Source organism: Glycomyces sp. NPDC021274, from assembly GCF_040641195.1.
In the GTDB taxonomy this organism is placed as follows: Bacteria; Actinomycetota; Actinomycetes; order Mycobacteriales; family Micromonosporaceae; genus Glycomyces.
The window spans coordinates 674,281-695,836 of sequence record NZ_JBFADC010000003.1 but is presented as its reverse complement, the minus strand read 5'-3'; the positions used below and the strand labels follow the sequence as shown (position 1 = coordinate 695,836).

Here is a 21,556-nt window from a genome sequence, read left to right as displayed (position 1 = left end):
CATGGACGGGACAACAGGGCAAGCATATTCACCGGCCGTGACCTGGGCCAGTTCGAGCTACGAGGACGGTGCCAGGTCACAGCGAGTCATAGGATGTTTCCCGGCCGGTAGGACGCGGCCTCAGGGTGCGCTTTCGCCGCTGCGGCCACTCTTTCGGCGACACGGTCCACCTGATCGCCTGCGGCGCCGATGAATTCACCCGGATTCGCTACCAGGGCCGCGAGGCCGTCCCGGTCCAGCGGCAGGCGCGGGTCGGCGGCGAGCCGGTCGAACAGGTCGTTCTCCCGCTGGCCGTTCTCGCGCATGGCGCGGGCGACGGCGACGGCGTGCTCCTTGATGGCCTCGTGCGCGTCCTCGCGACCGCCGCCCTGCTTGACGGCCGCCATGAGGACCTTGGTGGAGGTCAGGAACGGCAGGTAGCGGTCGAGCTCGGCGCCGATGACGGCCGGGTAGGCCCCGAAGTTGTCGAGGATCGTGAGGAACGTCTCGTACAGGCCGTCGACCGCGTAGAAGAGGTCGGGGAGGGCGACGCGGCGGACCACCGAGCAGGAGACGTCCCCTTCGTTCCACTGGTCGCCGGCGAGCTCGCCGAGCATCGCGGCGTACCCGCGCACGACGACGGCGAGGCCGTTGACGCGCTCGGAGGAGCGGGTGTTCATCTTGTGCGGCATGGCGGACGAGCCGACCTGGCCGGGCATGAACCCCTCGGTGGCGAGCTCGGCGCCGGCCATGAGGCGGATCGTGAGCGCCGCGGAAGAGGGCCCGGCGACGGCCTGGACGAGCGCGGACCCGACCTCGTAGTCGAGCGAGCGCGGGTAGACCTGGCCGACCGAGTCCATGACGCGCTCGAAGCCGAGGTGGCGGGCGACGCGGGTCTCGAGCTCGGCGAGTTTCGCGGTGTCGCCGTCGAAGAGGTCGAGCATGTCCTGGGCGGTGCCGACGGGGCCCTTGATGCCGCGCAGCGGGTAGCGCTTGAGGAGGTCCTCGATGCGGTCGAGGGCCGCGAGCAGCTCCTCAGCCCAGGTCGCGAAGCGCTTCCCGAGGGTGGTGGCCTGGGCGGGCACGTTGTGGCTGCGCCCGGCCATGACGAGCTCGCGGTGCTGCACGGCGCGGGCCGCGAGGCGCACGAGGGCGGCGACAAGGCGGTCGCGCACCAGCTCCAGGGACTGCCGGACCTGCATCTGCTCGACGTTCTCGGTGAGGTCGCGGCTGGTCATGCCCTTGTGGATGTGCTGGTGGCCGGCCAGATCGGAGAACTCCTCGATGCGGGCCTTCACGTCGTGCTTGGTGACGCGCTCGCGCTCGCTGATCGAGGCGAGGTCCACCTGGTCGAGCACGCGCTCGTAGTCGGCGATCACGCCGTCGGGGACGCGGACGCCCAGGTCGTGCTGGGCCTGGAGGACGGCCAGCCACAGGCGCCGCTCGGCCTTGATCTTGCCGACGGGGTCCCAGATGTCGCGCATCGAGGCGGAGGCATAACGCTCGGCGAGCACATTCGCAGTCACGCGCCCATCATGGCACCCTGCCGCGTGTACCCGCCCTAGTAAGGGTGGGTCACTGTTAGGGCCATCCCTAACCCCCACCCGCCCTGGGGACCGTACCGCCCACGATGCCGCCCGGGTCCGACAGAAACCGGCCCCCGCCGCCGCCGTGTCACCCGAAAGTGCGGCGCCGCGCGGTCCCGAGTGCCGGGAACCACTCGGCGTGGCGGTTAACCTGCACGTCGCCGCCACGTAAACTGACGGTGTGCGAGTACTCCTGATCGGCTCCGGCGGCCGCGAGCACGCCCTGGCGGCGTCGCTGGCCGAGGACGAATCCGTCACCAAGCTCATCTGCGCCCCGGGCAACCCCGGCATGGCCGCCTTGGGCGACTGCGTGCCGGTGAACCAGACCGACCCGGCCGCCGTGGCCTCCCTGGCGGTGACCTCCGCGGCCGACCTCGTCATCGTCGGCCCCGAGGCCCCGCTGGTCGCGGGCGTCGCCGACGCCGTGCGCGCCAAGGGCATCCCGGTGTACGGCCCGAGCGGCCAGGCGGCCCTCATCGAGGGCTCCAAGGCCTTCGCGAAGGAGGTCATGGCCGCCGCCGGCGTCCCGACCGCCGCCGCGCGCGCCTGCAAGACCCGCGAAGAGGCCGAGGCCGCGCTCGACGAGTTCGGCGCGCCCTACGTCGTCAAGGACGACGGCCTCGCCGCCGGCAAGGGCGTCGTCGTCACCGACGACCGCGCCCAGGCCCTCGCCCACGCCCTCGCCTGCGAGCGCGTGGTCATCGAGGAGTACCTGGACGGCCCCGAGGTCTCCCTCTTCGTCGTGAGCGACGGCCAGCACGCCAAGGCGCTGCTCCCCGCCCAGGACTTCAAGCGCATCGGCGACGGCGGCACCGGCCCCAACACCGGCGGCATGGGCGCGTACACGCCGCTGCCGTGGGCCCCGGACGACCTCGTCACCGAGATCATGGAGCGCGTCGCCGAACCGACCCTGGCCGAACTGGCCGGGCGCGGCATCCCGTTCGTCGGCACCCTCTACTGCGGCCTGGCCCTGACCGCGAAGGGCCTCAAGGTCGTCGAGTTCAACGCCCGCTTCGGCGACCCGGAGATCCAGGCGATCCTCGCCCTCCTGGAGACCCCGCTCGGCGGGCTCCTGTACGCCGCCGCGACCGGCAAGCTCGACAAGTTCGGCAGCCTGTGGTGGCGCGAAGGCGCCGCCGTGTGCGTGGTCGTCTCCAACGAGGGCTACCCGGGCGACACCGTCACCGGCCGCCCCCTCTACGGCGCCGACGAGTCCGGCATCTTCCACGCCGGCACCGCGCTCGACGCCTCCGGCCAGCTCATCGCCACCGGCGGCCGCGTCCTCAACTGCGTCGGCACCGGCGCCTCGATCGCCCAAGCCCGCCAAGAGGCCTACGCCCTCGCCGAGGGCGTCAAGCTCGAAGGCGGCTACTACCGCAACGACATCGCCGCCAACATCTAAGCGACACAAGCACAACGAGAGGCCGGACGCGATGCGTCCGGCCTCTCGCCGCGTACCCGATGAAGTGGCCCTCGCTGGCCTTGGCCCCACTCCGTGAGTCCACGCAGCGAACCGCTGCCTCGTCTCAAGCGGCGGCGAATCCGTCGCGCGCCGACGGGCAGGACATGCACCTCGGGCCGCCTCGGCCCGAGCCGAGTTCGGAGCCGGGGATCGTGAGGACCTTGATGCCGGCGCGTTCGAGGCGGGCGTTGGTGACCGTGTTGCGCTCGTAGGCGACCGCGATGCCGGGGGCGAGGGCGAGGGTGTTGTTGCCGTCGTCCCACTGCTCGCGTTCGGCCGTCACCACATCGCGCTCACCGGTGTGGATGATCTCGATCCGTTCCACGCCGATCGCCTCGGCCGCCGCGTCCAGGAACCGCTTGGGGCCCTTGATGCTCAGGCTCGCGCCGCCGTCGGCGCTGGTGAGCGTGTACGCCTCCAGGCGCTGCTCGGCCGGGGCGTACATGACGAAGCGCCCGCGGTCGACCATCGTGCACACCGTGTCGAGGTGCATCGTCGCCCGCCGCTGCGCGATCGGGACGACCAGGACCGTGTGAATGCGCCCGTGCTCGAAGGCCTTGCGCGCCAAGCGCTCCGCGCCCGCAGGCGTGGTGCGCTCGCCGACGCCGACGGCCAGGACGCCCGGCGCCAGCGCCAGCACGTCACCGCCTTCCAGGTGCTCGAGCGAAGGGTCGTACAGCTTCGGCACCGCGGCGAAGCGCGGGTGGTGGTGGTAGATCAGGCCCGTCAGCGTGGTCTCGCGCCGGCGCGCGGGCATCGCGAGGCTGGTCACGGCCACCGCGTCGCCGATCCACACCGACGAGTCCCGCGTGAACATCATGTTCGGCAGCGGGTCGATCACGAACTCGGTCGGGCGCATCATCTTGTGCCGCAACGAGGCCGATGTGCCGAACTCTTCTTTCGTCAAGCCCTCGACCAGGACCGCCGCGAGCCGCTCCGGTTCGAGGTCGGCGAGGTACGCCGCGAGTTCGCGTCCGAGCGTCTGCCCCAGGCGCGGATCGGCCGTCACAGAGACGCTCACGGCCTCGCGCGCCTCGGGCAGCTCGAGGCACTCCGCGAGCAGCGCGCCGACGTAGAGGACCTCGACGCCGTGTTCGAGGAGCGTGTCCGCGAACCGGTCGTGCTCGGCCTGCGCCCGCTCCACCCAGGGGATGCCGTCGAACAGGAGCGCGCCGTTGTTGCGCGGGGTCAGGCGGCGCAGTTCGCCCCCGGGGCGGTGGAGCATGACGCTGCGCAGGCGCCCCACTTCGGAATCGACACCGAGAGCGGGCGCGTCGTTGGCACTCATGATCTGAGGGTAGACGCGCGGGGGACGAAGATCAACTTATCTCTGTTAACGTGGACAGACTGAGCGTTACGACTACCCCCGGGACGCCCAATTGACGCAACTCGAACTCGTCATCCCGCTTCGGGCCGCTTCGCCCGGACCTGATGGCATACGGCTGGATCCGGCGCTGGCCACGTGGCGCACCGCCGTGTCCGCTTCGGCCGACGCCTGCATGCTCCTCGCGGCCGACACCCGGATCGTCGCCATTTCCCGCGCCGCCCGGCACGTGCTCGGCTTCAGCCTCGAGGTGGAGGTGACGATGCCGCGCTTCCTGGACGCGGGCATTCGATTCCTGGACTTCACCGCCGGCGGGCACCCGCTCGTGGACTCCGAGCTGGCCCGGCTCGCGCCGGTGCAGACGCTGCAGACCGATGCGCTCGAGCGCAGCCTCATGCGGATCGAGCACCGCGGGGTGCACCGCACGTTCGATGTGACGGCCTCGCCGCTGCACTCGCCGCCGCGCCTGGACGCGATCGGGTCGCTGACGTTCCTGACGCCGATGGGCCCCGCCTGAACGGTCCTCGCGTCTTGTGCGAAACCCCGAATGTCGGTCCGCACGCGTACTTTTGCGCCAGGGGTCCCTTAGGGGACATATCCGTTATTACGGGTATGTCGCCATTTAGTCGGCGTTGAGGTCGTAGATCAGTGCGGTCTCGGTGCGTTCCACTTCGACGCCGAACGGCTCGGCCTCGGTGTCCAGGCCCGCCCAGTCGCTGCCGGGCAGCGAGCCGGGGAGGACCACCACGGTCTCGATGCCGGCTTCACGCAGGGACGCGATCGCGTCCTCGCTCGGGAAGCCCATCGACATCGAGCGGATCCCCGCCTGCTCGTCGGGCGTGAACGCCGCGACCCCGTTGACGACCTCGGGGAACCCGTCGATGCTCCAGTACTGCACCCGCGTGTCGCCCCCGCCCGCCGGGAGGAACAGCACCGGACCCTCCAGTTCGGACATGTCGACGGGCGCCTCCGGCACCGCCACGTACGGTGCGACCGTGAGCCCCTCCCACAGGACCAGCCCGATCGGCAGGAACAAGAGCGCGTGCACCCGCTTGGGCGCCTTCGCCTTCCATCGCTTGTCGATCCTGGAGCGGTGCGCCAGGTCGTCCGCCTCGTCGGCGATGCGCGTCAGCGTCCCCGCCGCCAGCACCGCCAGGATCAGTGTCAGGTAGATCGCCAGCCGCCCGGGAGTGCGGATCGCATCCCAGCCCGGCGCGTACTCGTACAGCAGCGCCCACGCCCACGAACCGTCGTCGAGGAAGTTGGGGCCCATGGCGACCGCGAACACGACGGCGCCGCCGAGCGCCAGCCAGACCCGCTGCCAACCCGTCCAGCACGACCAGATCAGCCCCGCGACCGCCAGCGCGAACAGCGTGAAGCCGACCAGCAGCGCCTGCTCGGGCGCCCACGTCAGCTCCGCGCGCGCGGCCTCGTGCGCCGCGCCCCACACACGCGACTCCTCCGGGGCGATGATGAAGCTCTGCCAGGTCGGGCTGAACCAGCTGATGTACTCCACGTCGCGCAGCGCCTCGGGGTAGGCGCGGGCGACGACGGCGTGCTTGTCCGCGATCCACAGCACCCCGAGGGTGAAGACCGAGCCGCCGATGCCGTTGGCGGCCAGCGTCTGCCAGCGCAGCCGGGGCCGCTTGACGAGCCAGTGGAGGCCGACGACCACGCCGACGCCGAGCAGCAGGTAGACGAACGGGATGCCGAGTCCCGCGCCGATCGAGAACTGCCACAGGGCGGTGAGCCATCCGGCGAGGATCCAGCCGGGTCGCTGCCGCTCCGGCCTGAAGCCGCCCCGGAGGGAGTAACCGTGCCCGCGCGCGAGCATCGCGAGGGCGAGGACGATGCCGCCGCTGGAGAGCACCTGGAGGTGCCCGGCCTGGCCGAGTTTCCAAGGGGCGTAGGCGAAGGCGGCTGCGGCGACGGCCGAGCCGGCGACGCGGGCGCCGAGTTGGCGCAGGAGGGCGTAGGCGCCGAGGAACGCGAGGGCGAACGTGCCGATGTAGAGGACGTTGTAGACGACGAGCGCGCTGGTGGGGCTGGTGATGAGGAGGGCCGCGGGGGCGTAGCCCATGAGGGTGTCGGTGAAGAGGTAGGCGTCGTCGAGGGGCCAGAAGCTGTTGGTGTCCCAGATGCCGGCGGGGTTCTCGCGGAGGGCGTGGCCGACCCAGCCGAGGATGTAGGTGAGGAGGAGCGGGTCGCCGGTGTCGTGGGGGATGCGGTCGGTGAGGTGCCGCGCGAGGGGCCAGGTCATGGCGAGGGCGAGGAGGACGCTGCAGAGTCCGGCGAGGGTCCATTCGCTGCGGGCGGCGCGGCGCAGGGCGCGGCCGAGGGCTCTCCAGCGGCCGGGGCGGGGCGTCTCGGGCGGGTCTTCGCCGCCGGCGAAGCGCTGCCAGCGCTCGTGTTCTTTGATGCTGCTGTCGCCGGTGCCGGTGCGGGGCGCTTCGGCTTCGGCGCCGCGCGCGGGGGTCTCGGGCTCGCGCGTTGCCGCGGGCTCGGTGTCGGGCGCAGGTGTGGCCATGGTGTTCTCGCGGTCCTCGCTCGGGGCTGTCTCGCACATCCTACGGACGGGTGCGCCGCTCCTTACGGGCGCATGAGGACGGATCCGGGCGTGGCGGCGGATTGGTGGCGGCCGGGGCCGTCACCTTTCGCGCGCCCGCTCGTTGAACGCTGGTGAGACCTGATTCCCGCTAACGATCAGGTCGGTACCCGGACAAAGACGCAGTTGGAGAGACGCACGCATGGGAAGTCACACCACGAAGCCCGGCAAGCAGTCCCGGGCCCAGACGCGTCCTCCGCTGCCGTACCCGGTGAACGACGGCCGGATCGCGCCCGCGATCCAGGAGGCGATGGACCGGCGCGCGCATCGGCGGAAGTCGCGCCTGGCGGCCATCTCGGCGGCCTCGATGCTGGCGGTCGGCGGTGCGGCCGGGGTGAGCATCGCGACGGCGGACGAGCCGGAGTCGGGCAGCGGCAGTGAGGTCGTGTTCAGCGGCGACTGCGGCACGCTGGGCCTGGTGTCGGCGACCTCGTCGCCGGACTCGACCGAGTTGACGGTGGAGCGGGGTTCGCAGGTGCGGTACAGCAACGACCTGGGCACTGACGCGAAGCTGCATGTGGGCGACGAGGTGTACGAGATAGGTTCGGGCTCGAGCCAGGTGTTCGCGATGAACCGCTCGGCCGAGGTGGCGATGGTCCCGAACTGCCACGGGCTGTTCGCCGAGTACGAGTCGGCGCAGGTGCGCGTGGTGGAGGCCCAGGCCGACGACGCGCCGTCCGGCGAGGACGAGGCCGGCGAGGACGTCGAGCTTCCCGCCGGCGGCGATGAGGGCGAAGCGCCCGAGGGCGACCCGCAGGACCACGGTTCCGGCGTCGCAGATGAAGGCGGCGAGGCCCAGCAGGGTCCGGGCGCCGAGGACCCGGTCGCCGCGGCTGAGGAGCCGGCGGAGGACGAGGACGTGAACGCGTTCGGTCCGCCGCCTTCGACAGAGGACTCCGGCGCGGGCGGCGACGCCCCGGCCGTCGATGACGAGGTCGTGGCAGTCGACCCGAAGGCCGTGGCCGACGGCGCGAACGGCCTCCTCGCTCTCCTGGCGATCATCTGCCTGGTGGGTGTGGCCGCCGCGGTGGCGCGCACCCTCCTGAAGCAGCGGGCGACGGCATGACGCCGGTCCCCGCCCCGAGCCCGGCGCCGCAAGCCGCCGCGAGCGCTCCCGTTCACCACTCGAACCGACAGGTCCACAGCGTGCAAGCAGCCTCGGCGAAGCTTGCGAGCCGCAAATCGGCAGAGCCGTGGGTGCCGTCCGGTCGGGTGCGGAACCGGCGCGACCGGCAGCGAGCGGCCCGGTGCCTCACCGGCCCCGACCAGGCCCGCGCTTTGCGGGCCTCCAGGTCGCGGCGCGGTGCGGTGGAGTCTCCGTGAGGCACTGAGGTGCAGGCGGTCGTTGATGGTCATTTCCTCCCCAGGTCCCACTGCGAACGCCGGTCCCAGTGCCTCACGGCCCCCCGACCGACAGCTCTTGCGAAGCGCCCGCCTTTCCGGCGGGCGCTTCGCCGTTTGCCCGCCCGGCCTGCGCGAGGGACCATGGAGAGAGCAGTATCACCGCGGTGATCCAGGCGGCGTTGTGCAACCGTTACGGAACTCTCAATCAACCCTGCTTGTGGTCGGTTCGGCGACTGCTTTAGCGTGGGCCGCAGCAGTTCGATAGCGCCCCCGCACCGAAGTCAGGTTCCTGTTGTGACCTCCCAGACCAAGCACGCCCCTTCGCGACGGCTCTGGCCCTTCCTGGCCGTCCCCGCCGTCGCCGTGCTCGTCGCCGCCGTGATCTACGTGGCCGACCTCTCCGGGGACGACGGCGGCGCCGGCGGTTCCGCCGACGGGACCCTGCCCGGTTCCCAAGAGTCGGCGGGCGACTCGTCGCTGCAGCCCACGCAGGAGCAGATGCACGCGGCGGCGCAGGGGCGGCTTCAAGCCGAACTGGACGCGGCCGTCGGCGAGTACGTGGCGGGGCTCGAGGACGAGAACTTCTACGCCTCGGTCGCGGTGGACGACGCCGAGTTCCAGCTCTCATATGAGGGCCAGGTGCAGCACGACACGGCGTCGATCGTGAAGGTCGAGATCCTGACGATGGTGCTGGAGCACTACGGGACGCTCGACGAGGTGCCGGACTGGCTGCTGGACCGGGCCGAGGCGATGATCAAGGACTCGAGCAACGACGCGACGAACGACATGCTGTACGGCGGCACGTTCGACGACGGGCACGACGCGATCCGGCAGGCGCACATCGACTTCGGGCTCGAGCACACGAACCCGAACGAGACCGAGCAGTGGGGGAAGACCCAGACGACCGCGGTGGACCAGCTGCGGATGCTGGAGCTCGCGCTGTACGAGGAGGTCCTCGACGCCGAGCAGGTCGCGTTCACGCGTTCGCTCATGGGCGACCTGTCGGAGTCGCAGCAGTGGGGCGTCTCGGCCGCGGCGGCCGAGGGCGAGACGGTGTGGATGAAGAACGGCTGGGACACGCGCGATGCGATGGGCGGCGAGTGGGTGGTGAACTCGATCGGCGTGATCGCCGGCGAGTCCGAGCAGCCGATCACGATCGCGATCCTCACCGGCGGCTCGGCCTCGCACGACGAGGGCATCGAGCGGGTCGAGGCGCTCGCGGAGATCATCCGCGGGGTCGTCGACATCGACCCGTACGCGTAGGCGCCGCGCCGCCTTGCGGTACCGACGCTTCGCTGCCCGGGCGGCAGGGCGCGCCAAGGTCGATTCCCCGGTCAGGCGTCGCTGCTCGACTCTTTCGGGTGACACGGTCGCTGCGGGGCCCGTTTTTTGTCGGTCCCGGGCGGGATGGTTGCGGCGGACCCTTCTTTCCCCTCTCGTGGTGGGTGGGGGTTTGTGGACGGGGGTTCGCTGGGGCTCTACCCTCGCGGAATGAGCGATCTGATCTCCGCGCTGACCGGGGCCGGGCTGGAGCCCGTGACCGATGCCGATGTCCTGGCCGCGCATTCGGTGGACCACGCGGCGCTCGTGCCGGCGGGCCGGGCCGCCGCGCTCATCAGGGCCCGTTCGACCGAGGAGGTCAGCGCCGCCCTGCGGGTCGCGGCCGAGTTCGGCGCTCCCGTTGTGCCGCAAGGAGCCCGCACCGGCCTGGCCGGGGCGGCCACGGCCGTCGACGGCGCGGTCCTCCTCGACGTCTCGCCGATGGACCGCATCATCTCGATCGACCCGGTGAACCGCCTCGCGGTCTGCCAGCCGGGCGTCCTCAACGCCGCGATCACCGCCGCCGCGAGCGAGTTCGGCCTCCGCTACAGCCCCGACCCGGGCTCGTGGCAGATCTCCACGATCGGCGGGAACATCGCGACCGCCGCCGGCGGCATGTGCTGCGTCAAGTACGGGACCACCCCGGAGTACGTGCTCGGCCTCGAGGTCGTGCTCGCCTCCGGCGAGGTCATGCGCTGCGGGCGCGCGACCGCGAAGGGCGTCGCCGGGTACGACCTGGTGCGGCTCTTCTGCGGATCCGAAGGGACCCTCGGGGTCATCACCGAGGCCACGGTGAAGCTCTCGCCCGTCCCGGCCGGGCGGCTCACGCTCGCCGCGGTCTTCGACACCACCGCCGACGCCGGCCGCGCCGTCACCGCGATCATGGCCTCCGGCCACCAGCCGAGCCTGCTCGAACTCATCGACAACGTGCACCTGCGGGCACTGGAAGCCCTGCGCCCCATGGGTTTGCCGACCGAAGCGGCCGCCTTGCTGCTGGTGGCCGCCGACGCGGACCCGGCCGAAGAACTCGCCGCGATCGAAGCGCTCTGCAACGGGGCCGGGGCCGCGGAGGTCTACCGTGCCACCGACGCCGCCGAAGCCGACGCGCTCCTGGAGTCCCGGCGCAACGCCTTCCACGCCATGGAGCGGTTGGGCACCGTCCTCGTCGACGACATCGCGGTGCCGCGCTCGCGCCTGGCCGAAGCGCTCGACGGCGTGCAGGCCGCGGCGGCGCGGCACGGCGTGGTCATCGGCGTCATCGCCCATGCGGGGGACGGGAACCTGCACCCGAACATCATCGTGCACCCCGAGGACCCGGCGTCGCTCGAAGCCGGGCGCGCCGCGTTCGACGAGATCCTGGAGATGGCACTCGCCATGGGCGGCACCATCACCGGCGAGCACGGGGTGGGAATGCTCAAACGCGATTGGCTCGCAAAGGAACTCGATCCGGTGAATCTCGCGGTGCAGCGGCGCATCAAGAGTGCGCTCGATCCGCTCGGCATCCTCAACCCCGGCAAGGTACTCGCTGCCGGTTGACAGGCGCTGCGACCGGCGCAGACTCGGTTCTCGACGGTTCGCAAGCGTCAACGCGACTGCAGCCGATACGGTTTCGTGTCGTTCCTGTTACACGTTAATGGGGCCGCAGCGCTTGCCCATTCGCTGCGGCCCCGATAAAGTGGAGGAGCTCCACTTTTCATTGGCACCAGTAGGGCTGTGCCCGATTGCCCTTACTGGCTTTGTGCCCCCGGATTGTTCCGTGCCTCCCGGAAGACTGCCCATGTCCGTCCGTTTGGCTTGTCGGCGTGACCGGAACACTCATTACTATGAGGACCGTCTCTGGGCGTGGCCTGTGCTGAGCCTGAGAAGAACCTGGGAAACGATGTCAAACCGTTACTCGGGGACCTCGAAACCGGCGAGTTTGTCCAGCTCAGCGGTGATGTCAGGCCGCTGAGCGACCGGCTCCCCGTCGATCTGGGTGATGAAGGCCACACCTCGCACGGAGGAGCTCAGCCACGCCCCTTCCGCGTTCTTCAAGTCCCCCACCGAGATCAGCTTCTCGACGGTCTTGAGGCCCGCCTTCGGCGCCTGCTCCAGCAGGTACGCGCTGGTCGTGCCCGGCAGGATGCCCGCCGAGGCCGGCGTGGTGCAGAGCGTGTCGCCCTCCAGCCACAGCAGCGACGAGGTCGGGCCCTCCAGCGCGAAGCCGTCGGCCGAGACCCACAGGGCGTCATCGGCTCCCTGGGTCTTCGCCCAGCGGGTCACCGCCATCATCGACGCGTACGACAGGGCTTTGACGCCGCCTAGAAGCCACGGGGCTTCGCCCCGCGCATCGGCATTCACCCCCAGGGTCGCCGTGGCGATCTTCAGGCCGTCCCGGCGCGGCAGGATGCGCTCGCGCGGAACGGGATCCACCGTGGCGTAGACGGTGGGCGGCCCGCCGTGCTCGCGGCCGCGGGTGGCGACCAGGCGCAGCGCGCCCTCGCCTTCGGCCCGCTCCCGCCAGGCCTCCAGTGCCTGCTCGGCGAGCTCGGCCATGGCCGCCTTCGCGGGCAGTTCGAACTCCATGCGGCGCGCGGAGTTCGCCATGCGGTCGAGGTGCTCCGAGAGCAGGAACGCCTGCCCGGCGCGGACGTTGATGGTCTCGAAGACGCCGTCGCCCCGGAGGACTCCGAGGTCGTCGGCGCACAGGAGCGGCGCGTCGGAATCGACGACGCCGCGGTGCAGTACTGCGGTCACTAGTGCCATGCGCTCATTCTGCTCCTCGGTGCGGACGCGGCAGCGGGCGCGAGGCCGTGTCGGCCCGGAGTCGCGGCCACGGGACGCCGAAGCCGCCACTGCTGCGTCGAACACCCGCCCCGGCACTGGGTCCTGCCGCCGCCATGGCGACTTCCGAGACTCCTTTGCGGGCCGTGCCGGCTCCTGCGCCGCCGTCGCGAGCCGAATCGATCACGGAGCCGCCGTCACGGGCCGTGTCCGCTGCGGCCGGTCCCCCGTCCACAAGCCCCCACCCACCACGAGAGGGGAAGATACTGCCCAGCGTTGCGCGCGGGTACGACAGAAACCGGCCCTCCCGCCGCCCATGTCACCCGAACGTGTTCCTCCGCGCGCGCAGTACGATGCACCTATGCCCACCGAAGCCGAGGCCGAGACCGAACTGGCAGCGGTGCTGCGCGCCAAGGGGCTGCGCATGACCGCGCAGCGCCAGCTCGTCCTGGAAGCGGTCCGCGCGCTCGGGCACGCGACCCCCGAGCAGATCCACGAGCGCATCCGCGGCCAGGTCGAAGGTGTGAACATCACCACCGTCTACCGCACCCTCGACCTGCTCGAAGAGCTCCAGCTCGTCTCGCACACCCACCTCTCCCACGGCGCCCCGACGTACCATCTGTCCGGCGACCGCGGCCACGCGCACCTCGTGTGCCACCGCTGCGGCCGGATCACCGAGGTCGACCCCTCCCTGTTCGCGAACGCGCGCGAGGAAGTCGCCGACACCTGCGGGTTCGTCATGGACATCGGCCACGTCGCCGTGTTCGGGACCTGCGCCGAATGCCTGGAGAAGGAACGATGACCGAGACGAGCCCGTCCCCCCTGCTCAGCCTTCCCGGCGCCGTCGCCACCGAAAGCGGCCGCACCGCCTGGCACTACGGCGGGCCGCTCCCGGAGCAGCGCAAGGCGATGGCCACCGGCGCGCTCTTCGACCGCTCCGACCGCGACCTCGTCACCGTCACCGGCGCGGCCCGCCTGGAGTGGCTGCACTCGCTCACCACCCAGCACCTCCAGAGCCTCAAGCCGCACGAGGGCACCGAGGCGCTCGTCCTCTCCCCCACCGGCCGCGTCGAGCACCACATGAACGTCTTCGACGACGGCACCACCACCTGGCTCGACACCGAGCCCGGCCGCGGCGAGGCGCTCCTGAAGTACCTGGAGCTCATGAAGTTCCGCACCGAGGTCGACATCCGCGACGAGAACGCCGCGTGGGCCCTGTTCACGTACACGTTCAAGGACGTCGACGAAGCGGCCCCGGCCGTGCAGCCGGTCCCGGCCGCGAAGTTCGTGCAGCGCGAAGTCCCCCTCACCCCCACCGCGGTCTACCCGGGCGACGCGCTCGACTCGACCGAGGGCTGGATCCGCCGCACCGACGCCCTCGGCGTCCCCACCTTCGACCTGTGCGTCCGCCGCGAGGACATCGACTCGTTCCTCCTCAGCGGCGACGCCGTCCCCGCCGGCACCTGGGCCTGGGACGCCCTCCGCGTCGCGGCCGGCCTGCCCGCCTTCGGGATCGACACGGACGAGAAGACCGTCCCGCACGAGGTCCACCACTGGCTCGAGCGCGCCGTCCACTTCAACAAGGGCTGCTACCGCGGCCAGGAGACCGTCGCCAAGGTCCACCACCTCGGCCAGCCGCCCCGCCGCCTCGTCATGCTCCACCTCGACGGCTCCGACGAGCACCCGCCTGCCTCCGGCACCCCGATCACCTTGGGCGACAAGCAGGTCGGCACCATCGGCACGGCCGTGCAGCACTACGAGCTCGGCCAGATCGCGCTCGCCATGCTCAAGCGGAACGTCGCCGACGACACTGACGCGCGTCTCATCGTGGGCGATCAGGCAGCGCGCCAGTGACACTGCGGTTAGCCTCGCGGTATGAGTGCTTCCTACCGCGGCGGCGAACCCGTCGCCGAGATCGTCCGGTCCGGATTCGCCGAGAGCCTCCACCGGGGCAGCGTCGCCGTGACCGACCCGTCCGGGAACCTCCTCGCCTCGATCGGCGACACCGGTTCCGCGGTCTTCCCCCGCTCCTCCAACAAGCCCATGCAGGCCCTCGCCATGCTCCGCGCCGGCTGGGCGCCCGGCACCGAGGCCGACCTCGCCATCGCCTCGGCGAGCCACCGCGGCGAACCGTTCCACCTCGCCCAGGTCGGCTCCGTGCTCGGCGGCGCCGGACTCGGCGAGGACGACCTCCAGTGCCCGGCCGACCTGCCGAGCGACCCGGCCGCCCGCAACGCGGTCATCGCCGCCGGCGGTGAACTCCGCCGCGTCTACATGAACTGCTCCGGCAAGCACGCCGGGATGCTCGCGGCCTGCGCCGCGAACGGCTGGGACCTCGCCACCTACCGCGACCCCGAGCACCCCTACCAGCAGCTCGTCACCGCCACCGTCGAAGAGCTCACCGGCGACACCGTGGCGGCCGTCGGCGTCGACGGCTGCGGCGCCCCCGTCCTGGCCGTCACCCTCGCCGGCCTCGCCCGCGCCTTCTCGCGGCTCGTCGAGGCCCCCGCCGGATCGAACGAGCGCCGCGTCGCGGATGCCATGCGCGCCAACCCGAAGCTCATCGACGGCACCCGCGGCCCCGACCACCGCATGATGACCGCCCTCCCCGGCCTGCTCGCCAAGGGCGGCGCCGAAGGCGTCCACGTGCTCGCCGCCCCGGGGGTCGGCGCGGTCGCCGTCAAGATCGACGACGGCGCCGGCCGGGCCTCCACGCCCGTCGCCCTGCGCGCCCTCACCCACATCGCCGGGCTCGCCCTCCCCGAGGACGCCAAGCCCGAGGTGGACGCGCTCATGTGGCCCGAAGTGACCGGCGGCGACCGGCCCGTCGGGCGCCTGCGCACCCTCTTGTGAGTGGCCCGTACCTCAACGGGGCCAATACCCCGTTGAACCACGAGGTCCCAGCAAGGTAGTATCGTCGCGTCGCAAGTACTGACACTCGCGCGAGTGGCGGAATGGCAGACGCGCTGGCTTCAGGTGCCAGTGTCCGTAAGGACGTGGGGGTTCAAGTCCCCCCTCGCGCACAGATGCACCAGGTGTACCGATACGGCCCGGAGGTTCCGACCTCCGGGCCTTTCGCTATTTCAGCGGCCCGGTTTCAGCGGCGCGGCCCGCAGCGCTGCCGCGAGCGGGAACACCCCGCGAACCACGCGCGTTAGGCTCGGGGAGAGGAACCGGACCAGCATCGAGACGAGTGGGGCCACACCGAACCATGAGTGAAGCGAACAGCAAGCCGGAGCAGGGCGAACGCGAGTCCGAGGACCAGCCGTTCATCGTCGACGCCGACGGCAACCCGGTGACCGCCGAGACCGAGACCGCGGAGATCGACCCCGAGGACCGCTACGAGTCCGACCCGACCAAGCTCGTTCCCGAACCGGCCAAGGTCATGCGCATCGGTTCGATGATCAAGCAGCTCCTCGAAGAGGTCCGCGCCGCCGACCTCGACGACAAGGGCCGCCAGCGCCTGGCCGACATCCACTCGCGCTCCATCTCCGAGCTCGAGTCGGGCCTGGCGCCGGAGCTGCGCGACGAGCTCGAGCGGCTGTCGCTGCCGTTCAGCGCGGATGAGATCCCGACCGAGGCGGAGCTGCGGATCGCGCAGGCCCAGCTCGTGGGCTGGCTGGAGGGCCTGTTCCACGGCATCCAGGCGGCGCTGGTGGCGCAGCAGATGGCCGCGCGCCTGCAGCTGGACCAGATGCGTTCGGGCGAGCTGAAGGCCCTGCCCGCGGGCGAGGACCTTCCGCCGCAGCTCCGGGCCGTGATGGCCGAGCGGGCGGCGCGCGGTGACGATCGCGACCACCATCCCGGGCAGTACCTGTAGTCGCACCACATGGCTTAGACTCGGGCCTGCCTTCCCGGCGGGCCCGGCCGCGCCCGCGGCGGGGGTCAGAGTGGCTCGAGGGTTTCGCCTGGTGCGGTCCGCGAGCCATAATTGGACCCGACCCGACCTTCCCGCAGCCGGGGTGAGACCACTGGAGAGCTGAACACGGTGCTGTACAAGACGTTGCAATGGACGGCCGCGCCGACCATCAAGCTCATCTACAGGCCTTGGATCGACGGGAAGGAGAACATCCCGGAGGACGGTCCGGTGATCCTGGCGTCCAACCACCTCTCCGTGGCCGACCACTACTTCCTGGGCCTGACCACCAAGCGGCACATCGCGACGATGGCGAAGATCGAGTACTTCACGGGCGCGGGCCTGAAGGGCAAGCTGATCTCCTCGACCGTGAAGGCGCTCGGCCAGGTGGCCGTGGACCGCTCGGGCGGGCGCAAGAGCGCCGCGTCCCTGGAGCCGTCGCTGGAGGTGCTCGAGGAGGGCCGCGTGTTCGCGATCTTCCCCGAGGGCACCCGTTCTCCTGACGGCCGGCTGTACCGGGGCAAGCCCGGTGTGGCGCGGTTGGCGCTCACGTCGGGGGCGCCGGTGATCCCGGTGGGGCTCATCGGGACCGAGAAGGTGCTTCCGATCGGCGAGTCGCGGCCGCGGGTGGCGCCGGTGGGTGTGCGCGTGGGCAAGCCGCTCGATTTCACGCGGTACAAGGGCATGGAGAACGACCGGGTGGTGATCCGGGCCGTCACCGACGAGGTGATGGACGCGATCCGGCGGTTGACCGGCCAGGAGTACGTGGACAAGTACGCCAAGCGCAACGGCTCCGCCAAGAGTGAGGGCGAGGACTAGCGTCCGGTCGGGCCGGCGGTGCCTGTCGGCGTCGCCGTTCCGGTGGGCGTGGCCGTTCCCGTGGGTGTCGCAGTGCCGGGCGCGGTGCCCGTGGGGGTGCCGCTCGGCGTTGCGGGCGTCGTCGGTGTGGCGGTGCCCAGTGGCGGCGTGGCCGTTCCCGTTGGGAGCGTTGGGGTCTCGATGGGCAGGCCTTCGACGCCGCTGATGGTGACGCCCCAGATCTCGACCGGCACCGGCGGGGTGCCGTCGAATTCGATGGTCTCGGTGAGGGCCGCGATCTGGTCGAGGACCTCGTAGCCGTCGACGATGCCGCCGATGACGCTGACGCCGGCGGTCGGGACGGCCGCGCCGCGGATGAGCGCGAACGAGCTGCCCGCCCGGCCCTTGTCGTCGGTGATGAGGGCGAGCACGTCGGCCACGTCGTTCCCGGCCATGCCGGTCTCGGCCTCGAAGCGCCAGCCCGGACCGTACGACTCCTCCGCCTCGCCGTTTTCAGCGGCACTCGCTGCAGCGAGGCCGGGGCTGCCGCAGCGCAGGATCGCGGTCGGGTCGACCGCCTGCGTGGTGAGCCGGTCGCATTCGTGCGAGGCGTAGAACTGGGTCTCGGCGAGGTGCGTGAAGGCCTGGACGCCGCACGGGGCGAGGTCGCCCCACAGGAGCACGACGATCTCGCCGTAGTTGGTCTGGACCGTGGCGAGGGAGCGTTCGACGGGAGGACCCGGCTCCATCGGGTCGGCGCCCTGGCCGGCGTCGCCGGCTTCGGTGACGGTGCACTGCTCGGCGATGAGGTCGCCGGTCGCCGTCTCCTCGCTCCCGTCGTCGCGGAAGGCGAGCCAGGTGACCGCCGCGATCGCGCCGGCGGTGAGGACGACCGCGCCGAGTCCGGCGAGTCCGCGCTTCCAGCTGCCGGTGCCTTCGCGCTGCCACGGGGCCGTTCCGCGGTACGGGTTCGACGCTACTGGCTCGTGGTCGGTCTCGCTTCGGTCGCGGCGGGGCTCCATGTCTGTGCATCGTACGGGGCCTCGTCTCGCGCGAGATAGGCGTATCCGACGCAGATCAGACCGTAGGAAAGCGCTACGCCGACCAGCGTGCCGGGCGCGTAGCCGTTCTCCGGGACCACGAACGCGGCCGCGAAGAGCCCCCCGAGGTACCCGACGTTGTAGATCGTGTCGTTGACGCTGAAGACCCGGCCCCGGTAGGCGTCCTCGACGCCCCGCTGAATGCTCGTGTCCACAGTGATCTTCAAGCCCTGGGACGCGATGTTCACCAGGAGGACCGCGACGGCGAACATGACCGGCTTCATCGTGCCCGAGAGCGCGGCCACGACGACCGCGCACAGTGCCATGAGCACGACGATCCAGTTCTTGGGCCCCCACACGCGGGTCGCCCGCGGGGTCGCCAGCGCCGCCGCGAGCACGCCGATGTTCCCGAGGATCGCCAGGACCAGCAGCCACGAGATCGTCGTGGTGCGGGTCGGATCGGACTCGACGTCCCAGAAGAAGCCCATGAACAGGGCGATCGCGATGATGAACACGATCCCGTACAGGAACCGGTGCAGTCCTTGCACGGCCATGACGAGGGCGGGGCCCCGGCGGCGGCCCAGGTGCTTGAACCCCTCCCACATGCCCGAGCTGGTCTGGACGATCCCCCGCCACAGGCCCGTGGGGGCGTCGTCGTCCACCGGCGGGCCGAGGTCCGCGCGACGGAACGATGCGCCGACGATGAACGCCGAGGCCAGGTAGCCGCAGCCCGCGGCCAGCGCCAGCATCGAGTACGAGACGCCCGAGTCCATGAGCTTCGCGATCCCGGTCGTGGCCAGGCCGAGCCCGTAGGCCAGCGCGCCGAGCGTCGACGCGAGGGAGTTGGCGGTGACCAGGTCCTTCTCGGGCACGACCTGCGGGTGGGCGGCGGCGAGGCCGGCGAGCACGAAGCGGTTGGCGGCGAGCACGATCATCGCGCACAGCACCCACGACCAGTTGAAGCCGCCGGGGAGGGTCAGGCAGATGACGATCATGAGCGCGGCCCGCGCGAGGTTCGCGCCGCCGATGAGGTTGCGCCGGCTGAACCGGTCGAGGACCGTGCCGACGTAGGGCCCGAGCAGCGAGTACGGGCCGAGGAGGATGGCGACGGCGGCGGCGTAGCGGAACGGGTCGCTCGCTTCGCCGAGGGCCGGGTTGAAGAAGACGGAGAGGGCGAGCGAGGCCTGGAACATGCCGTCGGCCGCCTGGGACGTCAGGCGCACCGCCAGCAGGTGCCGAAATCGGCGGTTGCTCGCGAGGTTCCGAACGTGCCCGTCGGTGCGCATTGTCCGAGGATAACTCCGGTGAATGCCAAGGGGGACCCGTCATGGCGAAGCTTGCGAGCCATGAATGTGCTCGAGCGTCGAAGCTGCGAACCGCAAATGCGGCTCGGCCTTCGCCTCCGGGTCCCCCTTGAGGGATTGATGTGCCTTACAGGCCGGCGATGAAGTTCTCGACGGAGATGCGGGCTTCCTCGTCGGAGAACTGCTTGGCCGGCGACTTCATGAAGTAGCTGGAGGCCGACTCGACCGGGCCGCCGTGGCCGCGGTCCAGGGCGATCTTCGCCGCGCGGACCGCGTCGATGATGACGCCCGCCGAGTTCGGCGAGTCCCACACTTCGAGCTTGAGCTCGGCGTTGAGCGGCACGTCGCCGAAGGTGGTGCCCTCCAGGCGGATGTACGCCCACTTGCGGTCGGTCAGCCACGGGACGTGGTCCGACGGGCCGATGTGCACGTCCGCGCCGAGCATCTCGTGCGGGATCTGCGAGGTCACGGCCTGCGTCTTGGAGATCTTCTTGCTCTTGAGGCGGGTGCGCTCGAGCATGTTCATGAAGTCCATGTTGCCGCCGAAGTTCAGCTGGTACGTGCGGTCCAGGCGCACGCCGCGGTCCTCGAACAGCTTTGCCAGCACGCGGTGCACGATGGTCGCGCCGACCTGCGACTTGATGTCGTCGCCGACGATCGGGATGCCCGCGTCGGTGAACTTCTTGGCCCAGACGGGGTCGGAGGCGATGAACACGGGGAGGGCGTTCACGAACGCGGCGCCCGCGTCGATCGCGGCCTGCGCGTAGAACTTCGCCGCCTGCTCGCTGCCCACCGGCAGGTAGCACACCACGACGTCGGTCTTCGCCGCCTTGAGCGCGGCGACGACGTCGACCGGCTCCTCGGAGGACTCGGTGACCATCTCGGTGTAGTACTCGCCCAAACCGTCGTGCGTCGGACCGCGCAGCACCTGCACGCCCGTGGGAGGCACGTCCGCGAACTTGATGGTGTTGTTCTCCGAGGAGAAGATCGCGCTGGCCAGGTCTTGGCCGACCTTCTTCGCGTCGACGTCGAACGCGGCGACGAACTCGATGTCGCTGATGTGATAGTCGCCGAACTGCACGTGCATGAGGCCGGGCACCCGGTCCTCGGGCTTGGCGTCGCGGTAGTACTCGACGCCTTGGACCAGTGAGTTGGCGCAGTTGCCCACGCCGACAATGGCTACGCGGAGCTTACCCATCGCGCATGCCTCCTTTGCCTTGTTTATTTGGGTCACCGGCGCTCGTAGCCGGATCGGGTGTTCCCTGTTCCGTGACGGCCTGGTGCCGTCCCGGTCCGGCGAATGGCTCGCCGAAGTCGTTGCGCTGCTCGGGGCGGCGGCTCTCCTCGGAGGCGATGAGCTCGTTGAGCCAGCGCACCTCCCGTTCGGCGGTCTCCAGTCCGTGCCGCTGGAGCTCGAGCCCGTAGGCGTCGAGCCGCTCGGCGGTGCGGCTGAGGGCCTCGCGCATGCGCTCGCGCCGCTCCTCGACGCGGCGGCGGCGGGCCTCGAGGATCCGCAGTCGCGTGGCCGGGTCGGTGCGGGAGAAGAACGCGAAGTGCACGCCGAAGAGGGCCTCGTCGGCCGATTCGGGGCCGGCGTCGGCCATGAGCTGAGCGAAGTGCTCTTTGCCTTCGGGTGTGAGCCGGTAGACCTTGCGGGCCCGGCGTCCGGTGAGCAGCGGGGTCTCTGCCGCACCCTCTCGTGGGGTCTCCTCGGCGATGAGTCCGCGCATGCGCATGCGCTTGAGGGTGGGGTAGAGGGAGCCGTAGCTGAACGCGGCTCTGATGGCCCCGAGCAGGGCCAGCAGGCGTTTGCGCAGCTCGTAACCGTGCATGGGGGTCTCGTGCAGGAGTCCCAGAATGGCCAGCTCGAGCATCGCGTCCCTCCTCTCACACGGCGATCTAACGCTTTGATGTATCGGGTCGATACATCAGGGTCAACCATAGCGGCAGGCGCAAATCACGTCAAGGCGCGCATCCGCGCCCTGGTCAGAGGGGCCCTCTTCCGATAGGCTGGCCCACCAAGCGATCTAGCAGAGTTCTCGCAATTTCAATGTGCGAAACTGCGAGACGACCGGCCGCCCCCATGCCGGGAGTAGACCTTTGCGACCGCCGGTCCGCCGGGCGCGTCCCCCTCGGGATGCCGCGCGCCGGGTGCACCGGGCCGACCGGCAAAAC

18 protein-coding genes and 1 tRNA gene are annotated in these 21,556 nt (G+C 70.8%); 11 read left to right on the top strand and 8 right to left on the bottom strand.

All coding sequences use genetic code 11. The features are described 5' to 3' along the window. Positions 1 to 86: 86 nt before the first annotated feature. The gene (gene purB, locus AB0I03_RS10875; protein ID WP_360409929.1) at positions 87 to 1,505 is read right to left on the bottom strand and encodes an adenylosuccinate lyase; all 1,419 of its coding nucleotides are present in this window, start codon (positions 1,503 to 1,505) and stop codon (positions 87 to 89) included. Between the two features lie 241 nt (positions 1,506 to 1,746). Here purB and purD point away from each other — a divergent pair, with 241 nt between their 5' ends. After that, complete coding sequence (purD, locus tag AB0I03_RS10870; protein WP_360409926.1) at positions 1,747 to 2,967, top strand: phosphoribosylamine--glycine ligase; 1,221 nt, start codon at positions 1,747 to 1,749, stop codon at positions 2,965 to 2,967. A 124-nt stretch (positions 2,968 to 3,091) separates the two neighbouring features. Here purD and AB0I03_RS10865 read toward each other — a convergent pair whose 3' ends face one another. After that, the gene (locus tag AB0I03_RS10865) at positions 3,092 to 4,315 is read right to left on the bottom strand and encodes an arginine deiminase (RefSeq protein ID WP_360409923.1); all 1,224 of its coding nucleotides are present in this window, start codon (positions 4,313 to 4,315) and stop codon (positions 3,092 to 3,094) included. A gap of 91 nt (positions 4,316 to 4,406) precedes the next feature. Between AB0I03_RS10865 and AB0I03_RS10860 the strand changes: the two genes are divergently transcribed. Then, entirely contained in the window at positions 4,407 to 4,868 is a 462-nt protein-coding gene (locus AB0I03_RS10860) for a hypothetical protein (protein WP_360409920.1), read from the top strand. Between the two features lie 105 nt (positions 4,869 to 4,973). On the opposite strand, the gene AB0I03_RS10855 is transcribed toward AB0I03_RS10860, so the two are convergent. Beyond that, a complete protein-coding gene (locus AB0I03_RS10855) occupies positions 4,974 to 6,917 on the bottom strand; it encodes a hypothetical protein (protein ID WP_360409917.1) in 1,944 nt (647 codons plus the stop codon). Positions 6,918 to 7,098: 181 nt separating this feature from the next. Here AB0I03_RS10855 and AB0I03_RS10850 point away from each other — a divergent pair, with 181 nt between their 5' ends. From AB0I03_RS10850 to AB0I03_RS10840, 3 genes are all read left to right on the top strand, one after another. Beyond that, positions 7,099 to 8,022, top strand: coding sequence for a hypothetical protein (locus AB0I03_RS10850; RefSeq protein ID WP_360409914.1), 924 nt, complete (start codon positions 7,099 to 7,101; stop codon positions 8,020 to 8,022). A gap of 572 nt (positions 8,023 to 8,594) precedes the next feature. Then, a complete protein-coding gene (locus AB0I03_RS10845) occupies positions 8,595 to 9,563 on the top strand; it encodes a hypothetical protein (protein ID WP_360409911.1) in 969 nt (322 codons plus the stop codon). A 228-nt stretch (positions 9,564 to 9,791) separates the two neighbouring features. After that, positions 9,792 to 11,156, top strand: coding sequence for an FAD-linked oxidase C-terminal domain-containing protein (locus AB0I03_RS10840; protein ID WP_360409908.1), 1,365 nt, complete (start codon positions 9,792 to 9,794; stop codon positions 11,154 to 11,156). Between the two features lie 354 nt (positions 11,157 to 11,510). On the opposite strand, the gene AB0I03_RS10835 is transcribed toward AB0I03_RS10840, so the two are convergent. Next, the gene (locus AB0I03_RS10835; protein ID WP_360409905.1) at positions 11,511 to 12,365 is read right to left on the bottom strand and encodes an aminotransferase class IV; all 855 of its coding nucleotides are present in this window, start codon (positions 12,363 to 12,365) and stop codon (positions 11,511 to 11,513) included. 379 nt (positions 12,366 to 12,744) lie between these two features. On the opposite strand from AB0I03_RS10835, the gene AB0I03_RS10830 reads away from it, so the two are divergent. The 6 genes from AB0I03_RS10830 (at position 12,745) to AB0I03_RS10805 (ending at position 17,058) form a co-directional block, all read left to right on the top strand. Then, positions 12,745 to 13,185 (top strand): transcriptional repressor, encoded by a 441-nt coding sequence (locus AB0I03_RS10830; RefSeq protein ID WP_360409902.1) that lies wholly within the window; start codon positions 12,745 to 12,747, stop codon positions 13,183 to 13,185. Further along, a complete protein-coding gene (locus AB0I03_RS10825) occupies positions 13,182 to 14,237 on the top strand; it encodes a folate-binding protein (protein WP_360409899.1) in 1,056 nt (351 codons plus the stop codon). The genes AB0I03_RS10830 and AB0I03_RS10825 overlap by 4 nt, the downstream gene beginning before the upstream one ends. A gap of 21 nt (positions 14,238 to 14,258) precedes the next feature. Beyond that, positions 14,259 to 15,236: an asparaginase gene (locus AB0I03_RS10820; protein ID WP_360409897.1), complete on the top strand. Its 978-nt coding sequence runs from the start codon at positions 14,259 to 14,261 to the stop codon at positions 15,234 to 15,236. A gap of 87 nt (positions 15,237 to 15,323) precedes the next feature. Then, positions 15,324 to 15,406, top strand: a tRNA-Leu gene (locus tag AB0I03_RS10815). Positions 15,407 to 15,594: 188 nt separating this feature from the next. Beyond that, the gene (locus tag AB0I03_RS10810; RefSeq protein WP_360409894.1) at positions 15,595 to 16,203 is read left to right on the top strand and encodes a bacterial proteasome activator family protein; all 609 of its coding nucleotides are present in this window, start codon (positions 15,595 to 15,597) and stop codon (positions 16,201 to 16,203) included. A gap of 168 nt (positions 16,204 to 16,371) precedes the next feature. Then, positions 16,372 to 17,058, top strand: a complete 687-nt coding sequence (locus tag AB0I03_RS10805; RefSeq protein WP_360409891.1) for a lysophospholipid acyltransferase family protein — start codon at positions 16,372 to 16,374, stop codon at positions 17,056 to 17,058. Here the strand turns inward: AB0I03_RS10805 and AB0I03_RS10800 are convergent. The 4 genes from AB0I03_RS10800 to AB0I03_RS10785 form a co-directional block, all read right to left on the bottom strand. Continuing rightward, entirely contained in the window at positions 17,055 to 18,059 is a 1,005-nt protein-coding gene (locus AB0I03_RS10800; RefSeq protein ID WP_360409887.1) for a peptidylprolyl isomerase, read from the bottom strand. The two genes, AB0I03_RS10805 and AB0I03_RS10800, sit on opposite strands and share 4 nt — an antisense overlap. Next, positions 18,014 to 19,363, bottom strand: a complete 1,350-nt coding sequence (locus AB0I03_RS10795) for an MFS transporter (RefSeq protein WP_360409884.1) — start codon at positions 19,361 to 19,363, stop codon at positions 18,014 to 18,016. The genes AB0I03_RS10800 and AB0I03_RS10795 overlap by 46 nt, the downstream gene beginning before the upstream one ends. A gap of 145 nt (positions 19,364 to 19,508) precedes the next feature. Further along, entirely contained in the window at positions 19,509 to 20,579 is a 1,071-nt protein-coding gene (locus AB0I03_RS10790) for an inositol-3-phosphate synthase (protein WP_360409881.1), read from the bottom strand. After that, positions 20,572 to 21,255, bottom strand: a complete 684-nt coding sequence (locus tag AB0I03_RS10785) for a PadR family transcriptional regulator (RefSeq protein ID WP_360409878.1) — start codon at positions 21,253 to 21,255, stop codon at positions 20,572 to 20,574. The genes AB0I03_RS10790 and AB0I03_RS10785 overlap by 8 nt, the downstream gene beginning before the upstream one ends. Positions 21,256 to 21,556 lie beyond the last annotated feature (301 nt).